The following is an 11,632-nucleotide window of genomic DNA, read 5'->3' as shown; positions in this document are numbered from 1 at the left end:
CTCAAAAATCATTCCGAAGAAATCTTCTTCAGCGCTTCGCTCGACTTGCATGTGTTAAGCACGCCGCCAGCGTTCATCCTGAGCCAGGATCAAACTCTCATAAAAAAGATTTGATTCGTTCAGAATTAACACTTGGCTAATTCATCCCTTTTTACTGTTTTAAAGGATCGTAATCAATTCATGTATCGTTCATCTGAACGTTACATTCATGAATACTTATCGATCGTTCAAACAAAAATTTTATAAAACTTCATTTGAATTTTCGAGGATGTGTTTTACTGTTCAGTTGTCAATGTTCATGTTTTGCTGTGCCTTTCGGCGACAGCTCGTTTACTATAACTCATATCTTTCAGTTTGTCAACAACTTTTTTTGAAAAATCTGAAAGACGGAGAAGGAGGGATTTGAACCCTCGCGCCGGTTTCCCGACCTACACCCTTAGCAGGGGCGCCTCTTCGGCCTCTTGAGTACTTCTCCAAGCCCATGTCAAGAATGGTTGTTACCACTTGATTTACCTGAAACAGGTAAAAAATTAACGCATCATTCACACGACGCACTAGTGATTATACAAAAGTATAATTCTTTTGTCAACGTTTTTTTCTTATTTTCTGCCCAGCCTTTTCTTATCTTTTCTTATTTTCTGACCGGCCTTTTACTCTTTTCATTTGTCTCTTTCACTTCATCACAGCCCGACTGAGAACAGAAGCAGAATGTTGAAATTCCTTCCTATTTACCAGATGTATGCTGCGACTTCTTTGTCTCATTGTTCGACACGGTATTTTTCCAGGGCAATATCGTATATGTTATTCCCTTCAGCATCAATTGCGACTATCACCGGAAAATCCTTGATTGTCAGCCTTCGGATTGCTTCTGTACCGAGATCATCATAGGCAATCACCTCCGATGAGAGAATCCGCTTTGACAAAAGAGCACCTGCCCCTCCTACAGCTGCAAAGTAAACACACCCGTTGCGCATAATTGCATCGGCAACCTCCTGTGTTCTGCGTCCCTTTCCAATCATCCCGCTTAATCCGAGATCCATGAGCTGAGGAGCATATTTATCCATTCTTCCGGCCGTCGTAGGTCCTGCGGATCCGATCGGTCTTCCCTCTCTGGCAGGAGATGGCCCCATGTAATAGATTATATTACCACGAACATCGAAGGGAAGTTCCTTTCCCTGATCAATGGCTTCCTTCATTCTCTTATGCGCAGCATCTCTCGCCGTATAAACGGTTCCTGTCAGATACACATAATCTCCCGCATGCAAACTTCTGATATCTTCCCTGCTCATGGGAACATTCATTTTTCTTTCCATTGTTTGATATCCTCTATTCCCGGAACAATTCGCGGCTATACCGTAACCTATATGCCCCGCAGGCGGGGCACTACATACTTCATAGGCTATAGATCTCTCCCGTGTTTCGCACTCTCGCAATCCTGCAGCATTCTGTCAATGATATCCGAATACAGACAAAGCACTGTCCGATCCAATCACAGATATCTGACTGCATGCCTGTTCACATGGCAGCACATATTGACTGCCAGTGGAAGTCCTGCTATGTGAGTCGGATAGGTATTGATGTTCACTCCAAGACAGGTAACCTTTCCTCCAAGTCCCCCCGGACCGATTCCAAGCTGATTGATTCTCTCCAGCAGTTCTTCCTCCATCTCTTTTACGTATGGAATTTCAGAATGCTGCCCAGCAGGTCTGGTCAGTGCCTGTTTCGCCATCAGCGCGGCCTTTTCGAATGTTCCGCCGATACCGACACCGACAAATACGGGAGGACATGCATTCGGTCCGGCTTCTTTTACTGTCTGAACAATTGCGTCCTTGACTCCCTCTGCTCCCTGCGCCGGCTTAAGCATGACAATTTTGCTCATATTTTCACTGCCGAAGCCCTTTGTTGTAACGGTAATCTTCACCTGATCTCCAGGCACAATATGATAATAAATGACCGCCGGTGTGTTATCCTTTGTGTTTACGCGATCCAGGGGATCTCTTACTACGGATTTACGAAGATATCCTTCTGTATAGCCCTGACGGACCCCCTCATTGACAGCATCCTCAAGGACTCCGCCCACAAAATGAACCTCCTGGCCGATATCCAGAAACACAACAGCCATTCCGGTATCCTGGCAAATCGGAATCCGGTCTTCCTTTGCTATCTTCAGATTTTCCTGAAGCTGGTTCAGAATCTGTTTTCCGAGCGGAGACTGCTCCTTATCCACTGATGATCTCATACATTCCTTCATGTCATCGGAAAGCTCGTAATTGACAGAAATACACATTTCCTTTACCGCTTTTGTCACTTCACTGACATCAATATCTCTCATCATCGATTCCTCATTCTTCCCGATTATCCTCTGAGATTTCACCGGATGCATGCTCGTCCGCATTTGCGTCTGACAATTCTCCGGATGCAGGTTCACCTGAATTTCCGTCCGCGAATTCTTCAGACTTGTAATCACCTTCGTCTTCTGCTGTCTGACTCTCATCCGGCATTTCCCCGGACTCAGGATCTTCATCATCTTCGCCGACAACCTTGGCGATTCCCGCCACGGAATCCATGACATCCATGATCTTCACTCCGGTTGCGCTGCGTTTCAGAACAGAAATTCCTTTTACAGGAGTCCTAATGATAATACCTCCCTTTGTGATCAGCATAATTTCATCTTCGCTGTTCACAGCCTTCATTCCGATCAGTTTTCCTGTATTTTCCCTGAGATTGATCGCCTTAATTCCAACGCCGCCTCTGGTCTGAATGCGGAAGTCGTCAAATAGGGTGCGCTTTCCGATTCCGTTTTCTGTGACAAAGAGCAGGTATTCCCCCTGCTGACGGATCTGCATGGCAACCACTTCATCGCCGTTTCGAAGAGCAATTCCCCGCACTCCCATGGATCCTCTTCCGGTCGGACGCACGTCCTTCTCATTGAACCGGATGGACATTCCATCTCTCGTCGCCAGAATTACATCCTGCGTTCCATCTGTATATTTCACTTCGATCAGATCATCACCATTATTTAACGTAATTGCGGCTAGACCTGTCTTTCTCATGTGGCGGAATGCAGGCACCGGAGTCTTCTTGACAATCCCCTTCTTTGTCGCCATGAAAATATACTGATCCTCGCAAAACTCGGAAATTGCGATGACAGCTGTTATTTTTTCATCGGGAAGCAGCTGAAGGAGATTCACGATTGCGGTACCTCTGGCTGTTCTTCCTGCCTCCGGAATTTCGTACGCCTTTAAGGTATATGCGCGTCCCATATTGGTAAAGAACATCAGATAATCATGAGACATCGTCATGAACAGATCCTCGATATAGTCATTGTCGAGGGTCTGCATGCCTTTGATTCCTTTTCCGCCGCGATTCTGGCTGTGGAAATTATCCGGAGACATTCTCTTGATATATCCGAGTCTGGACATCGTGATCACGGTATTTTCCTGCGGGATCAAATCCTCGGTGGAGATATCGTAGACGTCATATCCGATTCTGGTACGCCGGTCATCCCCGTACTTTTCCGCAATTTCACTGATCTCATCACGGATTACGCCGAGAAGAAGCTTCCGGTCGCCCAGGATTTTCTTGTATTCGATGATTTTGGCCTGAAGCTCATCATACTCCGCCTGAAGCTTCTCTCTTTCCAGACCGGTCAGTGTCCTCAGACGCATATCTACAATCGCCTGCGCCTGCGGATCGGTAAAGCCGAACCTGGAGATCAGGTTTGCCTTTGCCTCCGCTGTATTTGCGGATGCCCGAATGGTATGAATCACTTCATCGATAATATCAAGAGCCTTCAGAAGTCCTTCCAGAATATGGGCTCTTTCCTGCGCCTTGTTCAGGTCATACTGCGTTCTTCTGGTGACAACCTCTTCCTGGTGCTGAATGTAATATTTCAGCATATCAAGAAGATTCAGAATCTTCGGCTGATTATCCACAAGGGCAAGCATGATAACACCAAAGGTATCCTGAAGCTGCGTATGCTTATAAAGCTGATTCAATATGACATTTGCATTTGCGTCACGACGGAGATCAATCACAATTCTCATTCCCTCACGGTTGGAATGATCATTGATACCCGTGATTCCGTCGATTTTCTTATCGCGCACAAGCTCGGCGATTTTCTCGATCAGCCGCGCCTTATTCACCATATACGGAAGTTCTGTGACGATAATCTGACTCTTGCCGTTTGGCAGAGTCTCGATATTGGTAATTGCGCGGACACGGATCTTTCCGCGTCCGGTCCGGTAGGCGTCTTCAATTCCGCGCACCCCGAGAATCTCGGCGCCAGTCGGAAAATCCGGTCCCTTGATGATCTGCATAATTTCATCAAGGGTGGTCTCTCTGTCCTCTTCAACCCGATTATTGATGATTTTGACTACGGCACCAACAACTTCCCGCAGATTATGCGTCGGAATATTCGTCGCCATACCGACAGCGATTCCCGATGCGCCATTGATCAGAAGATTCGGAATTCTTGCCGGGAGAACGGTAGGCTCTTTTTCCGTGTCATCGAAGTTCGGAACAAAATCTACCGTATCCTTGTTCATGTCACGGACCATCTCCATCGAGATTTTACTCAGCCTTGCCTCTGTATAACGCATCGCCGCAGCTCCGTCTCCGTCAACCGAACCGAAGTTTCCATGGCCGTCAACGAGGGTATACCTCATATTCCAGTCCTGCGCCATCGTGACAAGCGCTCCATAAATGGAAGAGTCTCCGTGCGGATGATATTTTCCCATCGTATCACCGACAATACGGGCACATTTTCTGTGAGGCTTGTCGGGTCCGTTATTCAATTCTATCATGGAATACAGAATTCTTCTCTGTACCGGTTTCAAACCGTCACGTACATCCGGAAGCGCTCGTGACGCAATTACACTCATCGCGTAATCGATGTAGGAATCTTCCATTTTCTTCTTGAGGTCTACTTCCTCAATTCGATCGAAGACTTTATCATCCATTTTCATGTGCCTTTCTTTTGGGACAGCTTTCTGCCATTATTTATGCTTCATCTATCTGCCTGTGATACGGGAAAAAACGCTTTCTGATGGTTCTGTCCCCTTATCCTGGTTCTCGCGTAAACCTGTGCTCTGAAAAATCCGAAACACAGGATCTGAATAGTTACCGGATTATCCTGTCAGATATCCAGATTCTGCACATCCTTTGCTCTCTCCTCAATGAACTCACGCCGTGGTTCTACTTTATCTCCCATCAGAGTCGTAAAGGTGAGATCAATCTCTGAAGATTCATCCTCATCCATATTCACACGGAGCAGGATTCTGTTTTCAGGATCCATCGTGGTCTCCCAGAGCTGATCCGCATCCATCTCACCGAGTCCTTTGTAACGCTGAATCTTATTTGACGCATCTCTGCCGATTTTATTCATAATCTGATTCAGCTCATCATCGCTGTATGCATACCATACTTTTTTGTTTTTCTCGATTTTGTAGAGCGGCGGTTTTGCCAGATATACGTGTCCCTGCTTGATCAGCTCCGGCATAAACCGGTACAGGAACGTCAGCATCAGCGTCGCGATATGCGCGCCGTCAACATCGGCATCGGTCATGATAATGATCTTGTCATATCGGAGCTTTGTGATATCAAAATCCTCATGAATTCCCGTTCCAAAGGCTGTGATCATCGAACGGATCTCGGCGTTTCCGTATATCCGGTCAAGCCTTGCCTTTTCCACATTGAGAATCTTTCCGCGGAGGGGAAGAATCGCCTGTGTCTTTCGGTTTCTCGCCGATTTTGCGGACCCTCCGGCGGAATCTCCCTCAACGATAAAGATCTCGCATTTCTTCGGGTCCTTATCGGAGCAATCCGCCAGCTTTCCAGGAAGCGCCAGACCGTCAAGCGCTGTTTTCCGCCGGGTGAGCTCTCTTGCCTTTCGGGCAGCTTCTCTGGCACGCTGGGAAATCACCGATTTTTCGATGATAATCTTACCTACATCCGGATGCTGCTCCAGGTATACGGATAGCTGCTGGCTGACCACAGCGTCAACCGCTCCTCTTGCTTCACTGTTTCCGAGCTTCTGTTTTGTCTGTCCCTCAAACTGAGGGTCTTCAATCTTTACGCTGACAATGGCAGTAAGTCCTTCCCGGATATCCTCACCGGTCAGATTTTCATCGCTGTCCTTCAGCAGCTTCATCTTACGTCCATAATCGTTGAAGGTTCTGGTTATCGCCTGGCGGAAACCGACGATGTGCATACCGCCCTCCGGAGTCAGGATATTATTGACAAATCCGTACACAGTCTCATTGTAGGAATCATTGTGCTGCATGGAAACTTCAACCATGACACCATTCTGAATTCCCTCAAAGTACATGATATCCGGATACAATACCTCCGCGCTCCGGTTCAGGTACTGGACAAATTCCCTGATTCCGCCCTCGTAGTGAAAGACCTTCTCCTGCTCCATTCCCTCTCTCTTGTCTCTGAGAGTGATCTTCAGCCCCTTTGTCAGAAAAGCTGTCTCGCGAAGCCTTGTCTTCAGAGTATTGAAATCATAGACGGTGTCTTCGAAAATTGTCTCATCCGGCTTAAAATCGACACGGGTTCCTGTCTTCTCCGGATCGCACTCACCGACCACCTTGAGCTTGTACATCGTTTTTCCGCGCTCATATCTTTGCTTATAGATCTTCCCATCGTGATAGATCTGAACTTCCAGCCAGTCAGAAAGGGCATTGACGACAGAGGCTCCCACTCCGTGGAGACCTCCGGATACCTTGTATCCGCCGCCGCCGAACTTACCTCCCGCGTGAAGAACCGTAAACACCACCTCTACCGCCGGAATCCCGGCCTTATGATTGATTCCGACAGGAATTCCACGTCCGTCATCAATAACCGTAATGGAGTTGTCCGGATTGATCGTCACTTCAATATGTGTACAGTATCCGGCGAGCGCTTCATCCACAGAATTGTCTACAATCTCGTAAACCAGATGATGAAGCCCCCTGGAGGATGTGGTTCCAATATACATACCGGGACGTTTTCTTACTGCTTCCAGTCCTTCCAGAATCTGAATCTGATCAGCTCCATATTCATTTGTCACAACGGTTGATTCTGTTTCCATACGTCCTCCTGATTTTCAACTGTTCCGTTCACGATGTGAAAAGCCCTGTTAACAGGAAAATGATTCTCAATCAGCTCATCCATCCCTGTACATGTGATGAATGTCTGCGCTTCATCCATTCGCTTCAGAAGCATCGCCTGTCTTCCGCTGTCAAGCTCGGACAAAACATCATCCAGCAGCAGTACCGGTGTATCTCCGACCGATTCCCTCACAAGATAAATCTCGGACAGCTTTAGGGAAAGAGCCGCACTCCTCTGCTGTCCCTGAGAACCATAATGTCTGATGTCAATTCCATTTACATTGACTCTGAAATCATCCCTGTGCGGTCCCACCGTAGAGGTCTTCATTTTGAGATCCCTTACCCTGCTGCCGGAAAGAATCTCCCTGAAATTTTTCTCCTCCACATTCGGCTCGTAGACAATCTCAATATTTTCCCTGCCATTTGTGAGATTCTCGTGAATTCTGCCGATGATCTCATTCAGATGCCCGATAAAGGATCTTCTCGACCGGATAATGTGAATGCCATGACTGACCATCTGCTCATCCCACACATCAAGCGTCTGCTCCAGTGACGGATGAAAAGGAATATCCTTCAGAAGTGCGTTCCTCTGGGTAAGAATCCGGTTCATCTCAGTCAGATCGGTATAATAGACCTTATCCAGCTGGCACAATTCACTGTCCATGAATCTTCTCCGCTCATTCGGACCATTTTTGATGATATTCAGATCCTCCGGAGAAAAAAAGACAACACTGATCATCCCGAACAGCTCTGAGGCTCTGCGAATCGGAATTCCGTCGATCGCCACACCTTTCTTTCCGTTCTTCTTGAGATGCATATCAATTCTGTGAGACACCTCATTCCGGCGGAAGACGAGGCGCAGATGCGCCTCTTCCTCTCCGAAACGAATGATCTCCCGGTCACGGCTTCCTCTGTGAGACTTTGTCGTCGCCGCGAGCTGGATGGCCTCCAGTATATTTGTCTTTCCCTGGGCATTGTCGCCGTACAGAACGTTCGTCTCCCTGTCAAAATGGAGAGAAATTCTGTCATAATTCCTGTAATTTTTTAGCTCCAGTGATTCTACGTACATATTTCCGGATTAAGCTTCTGCTCTGGTCACCATGACTTCTCTGCCGTTAAAGGAAAAAACATCACCGTCCGTCAGCTTCCGCCCCCGCCGGGTATCCGTTTCTCCATTTACCGAGACCTCGCCATTCTGAATCGCAATCTTCGCTTCCACACCTTCATCTACCAGACCGGCAAGCTTCATTGCCTGACCAAGCTTGATAAAGTCATCTTTTATCGTGATTTTCTCCATTTACTTTTCCTGCCCTTTTCATCGATTATTCACATTAATATTTACGGGAAGAATCAGATAGATGTAAGATGACTTCTCATCCCTGATAAAGCAGGGAGCCTTCGCATTCACGAAGTAAATGGAAATGTTCTCATCATCAATGACCCGAAGCGCATCCAGAAGGAACTTCGGATTAAATCCGATGATAATATCCTTCCCTGTCTTCTCAATATCAATTTCCTCATCCATCGAACCGATCGAAGAATCAATTCGAAGCTCCATCTGCCCGTCTGTCACATCAATGATGACCGGCATCTTATCACTCTCCCTTACCAGAAGAGTCGCGCGGTCGATACAGTCCATAAATTCCTGCCGGTTGATTGTGATCTTTGTCTCATAATCGCTGGACAGCATCTGATCAATCCGGAAATATTCTCCGTCAATCAGGCGTGACAAGACAATGGTGTCGCTGAATTCAAACAGAAGATAATTCTCCGCAAAATAGATATTTACCATGTCATCCATCTCGCCGGACAGAATCTTACTGATCTCGTTCAATGTCTTGCCCGGTACAACCACCTTCTGATCCGGGCATTCTCCCGAAAGAGCCAGATTACGGATGGCAATTCTGTGACCATCAAGAGATACGACCTTCAGCACATTATTCCGGATTTCGAACAATTCTCCGGTCATCAGCTTATTGTTCTCATTAACGGCGATAGAGAAAATCGTCTGACGAATAACCTCACGCAGAGAAAACTGTGAAATGGAAATAAAATCATCTCTCTCAATTACCGGAAGATATGCGAAATCATCACCGGATTTTCCGGGAATACTGAATTTAGCCTTTTCGCAGGTAATCGTCGCTACATCATTTTCATTCGTTTCGATAAAAACTTTGTTATTTGGAAGTTTGCGGATGATATCCGAGAAAATTTTTGCATCGAGAGCGATTTTTCCCTTTTCCTCGATTTCTCCCTTTACGATGGTTTCAATGCCGAGTTCCATATCATTTGCCGTGAACTTGATCTGGTTGAAGGAAGCTTCAATCATGATGCATTGTAAAATCGGCATTGTGGTCTTGGAAGGTACGGCCTTCATTACAATACTTACACTGTCTGCAAGATCTGCCTGATTAAAAACGAGCTTCATTACCTGTGCGACTCCTTTCGGTTTGTCTGTGCGATACTGACAATCCCGCGGGTTGAAAAACGGGAAAGATAGAAAAGAATAATAAAAAAATTCTTCGACTTCGTCTTAGGGGAGGTTGAAATGTGGAAAACTCCCTTTTGCCGTGAAAAAAAGCGGAAAAAGGAGGATCATAAGTCTGTCAGTATCGATAAAACCGGCTGTCAGAAAAATGTAAATGGAAAATAATCCACATTTATCCACTCTGTTTTTATCCACATAGTCTATAAATTGTGGATAGATGGATCTGGAACACTATATATATAGAAGAAACTCCTTCGGGAGAACAAGTATGATCATCCCTCCGGAGAAATCTTTTTCTTCAGGAGATCAACGACTTCTTTTGTCTCAGGTTTGGTCTTGTAGTCCTTGTCGATCTTGTTGATGCCGTAGATGATGGTCGTATGGTTCTGAACGCCGATGCTTTCCGCGATGGCCTGCAGATTATTCGATGTCATCGTCCGGCAGAGATACATGACGATCTGTCTCGGGTAAGAAATTCTGCGTGACTTTACGGAGCTTTTGATTTCTTCCGGAGTGATATTGAACTGTTCCGCCACAATGTCGATGATGTACTCCGGCGTCACCACCCGCTTTTCATTGGGAGAAATAATGTCCTTCAGAACGTTCTGAGCCAGATCAAGATTGATCTCTTTCTGTTCCAGGTTGGCCATGGCGATGACCTTATTCAGAGAGCCCTCGAGTTCACGAATATTTGCCTTCACATTGCTGGCGATGTATTCCAGGACTTCATTGCTCACATTAGATCCGTCGATTTCCTGCTTCTTCCGGAGAATAGCCATTCGTGTCTCATAGTCGGGACTCTGGATATCTGCCATCAGACCCCATTCAAACCGGGAGCGGATTCTCTCTTCGAGGACATCCATATCCTTCGGTGGACGATCGGACGAAATAATGATCTGTTTTCCGGCAGAATGCAGCGCGTTAAAGGTGTGGAAGAACTCCTCCTGTGTGGATTCTTTTCCGATGATAAACTGAATATCATCAATGAGGAGAACATCCACGTTACGGTATTTTTCACGGAACTTGGTGAGGGCTGTGCTGCTTCCTGCACGAATTGCCTCAATGACTTCATTTGTGAACTCTTCACTGGTGACATACACAATCTTCATTGAGGGATTATTCTCGAGAATGAAGTGTGCAATGGAATTCATCAGATGGGTCTTCCCCAGTCCCACGCCTCCATATAAAAACAGAGGATTGTACACCGTACCGGGTGACTCCGCAACAGCAAGAGAAGCCGCGTGAGCAAACTGATTGTTTTTGCCTACGACGAAGGTATCAAAGGTATATTTCGGGTTCAGTCCGGTAAGAATGGATTCATTTTTGACCTGCTTTTCGCGGCTGGCTTTCTCTGCGTCCTGGGGAAGAATAAAATAAATTTCGCAGTCCATTCCGGTCAGTTCGCCGATGGCAGCCTTGATTGGAAGCTTGTACTTCTTGGATACATAGTCAAGACCAACCTGTTCCGATGGAACGAGAATGGTGACATCATGACCGTCTACCTTATATACCTTGAGGGGCTTGATCCATGTCTTAAAGGAAACTTCTCCAAGCTCATGCTCTTCCTTTACACGTTCCAGAATCTGATCCCACTTTTCTTCGATAATGCTCATGATAACCTCTGCTGTTGATAAAATTTCTTCCTGTAACCGGCACAATCCATTTCATTATGTTATATAAATATGCTGCGCCGAAAAAAGAAGACAAAACACCTCTTTTATATTAAACTAAAATACGGAATTTATCAACACGAGAACAGTTGTTTGAAGGGTGATGTGGATAATACGGTGTAGATGTCAGTTTGTGCACAGAATGATATCCACTTATACACGTAAGAAAAACCGCGTAAATTAAACTGTTTACAAAAAAATTACAAAAATATGAACCATATTTTTGTGAGTTATCCACAAGTTATCAACAAAATTGTTGATAACTTACGTAAACCTATGTAAGTATCATCATATTTGTCAGCAAAACGGAAGCAGCGAAGTGATGCGGGGACTTATAGATATTGTGACGCCCCGCTTGCGGGGCATGGCGGTTTACTGTA

At 46.0% G+C, this 11,632-nt stretch carries 8 protein-coding genes, 1 tRNA gene and 1 rRNA gene; all 10 read right to left on the bottom strand.

Features of this window, described 5'->3' with window-relative positions; genetic code table 11:
* Window positions 1–105 (bottom strand): 16S ribosomal RNA (locus ACTQ3A_RS09620); the annotation flags it as partial.
* A gap of 282 nt (window positions 106–387) precedes the next feature.
* Window positions 388–475, bottom strand: a tRNA-Ser gene (locus tag ACTQ3A_RS09615).
* Between the two features lie 283 nt (window positions 476–758).
* Window positions 759–1,313 carry a Fe-S-containing hydro-lyase gene (locus ACTQ3A_RS09610; protein WP_441099316.1) on the bottom strand — a complete coding sequence of 185 codons (555 nt, stop codon included), beginning with the start codon at window positions 1,311–1,313 and terminating at the stop codon, window positions 759–761.
* Between the two features lie 176 nt (window positions 1,314–1,489).
* Window positions 1,490–2,335 carry a fumarate hydratase gene (locus ACTQ3A_RS09605; RefSeq protein ID WP_441099317.1) on the bottom strand — a complete coding sequence of 282 codons (846 nt, stop codon included), beginning with the start codon at window positions 2,333–2,335 and terminating at the stop codon, window positions 1,490–1,492.
* Between the two features lie 7 nt (window positions 2,336–2,342).
* Window positions 2,343–4,961, bottom strand: a complete 2,619-nt coding sequence (gene gyrA / locus ACTQ3A_RS09600; RefSeq protein ID WP_441099318.1) for a DNA gyrase subunit A — start codon at window positions 4,959–4,961, stop codon at window positions 2,343–2,345.
* Window positions 4,962–5,137: 176 nt separating this feature from the next.
* Entirely contained in the window at window positions 5,138–7,075 is a 1,938-nt protein-coding gene (gyrB, locus tag ACTQ3A_RS09595; protein ID WP_441099319.1) for a DNA topoisomerase (ATP-hydrolyzing) subunit B, read from the bottom strand.
* Window positions 7,051–8,163, bottom strand: coding sequence for a DNA replication/repair protein RecF (gene recF / locus ACTQ3A_RS09590; RefSeq protein ID WP_441099320.1), 1,113 nt, complete (start codon window positions 8,161–8,163; stop codon window positions 7,051–7,053). Before recF ends, gyrB begins: the two co-directional genes overlap by 25 nt.
* Window positions 8,164–8,172: 9 nt before the next feature.
* Window positions 8,173–8,391 carry an RNA-binding S4 domain-containing protein gene (locus ACTQ3A_RS09585; RefSeq protein WP_441099321.1) on the bottom strand — a complete coding sequence of 73 codons (219 nt, stop codon included), beginning with the start codon at window positions 8,389–8,391 and terminating at the stop codon, window positions 8,173–8,175.
* 18 nt (window positions 8,392–8,409) lie between these two features.
* Window positions 8,410–9,522 carry a DNA polymerase III subunit beta gene (dnaN, locus tag ACTQ3A_RS09580; RefSeq protein WP_441099322.1) on the bottom strand — a complete coding sequence of 371 codons (1,113 nt, stop codon included), beginning with the start codon at window positions 9,520–9,522 and terminating at the stop codon, window positions 8,410–8,412.
* A 332-nt stretch (window positions 9,523–9,854) separates the two neighbouring features.
* Window positions 9,855–11,195, bottom strand: coding sequence for a chromosomal replication initiator protein DnaA (dnaA, locus tag ACTQ3A_RS09575; protein ID WP_441099323.1), 1,341 nt, complete (start codon window positions 11,193–11,195; stop codon window positions 9,855–9,857).
* Window positions 11,196–11,632 lie beyond the last annotated feature (437 nt).

Origin of the sequence: Bilifractor sp. LCP21S3_F8, from assembly GCF_052117805.1 — a bacterium.
GTDB lineage: Bacteria > Bacillota > Clostridia > Lachnospirales > Lachnospiraceae > Bilifractor.
This window is presented reverse-complemented; position numbering and strand designations above follow the sequence as displayed.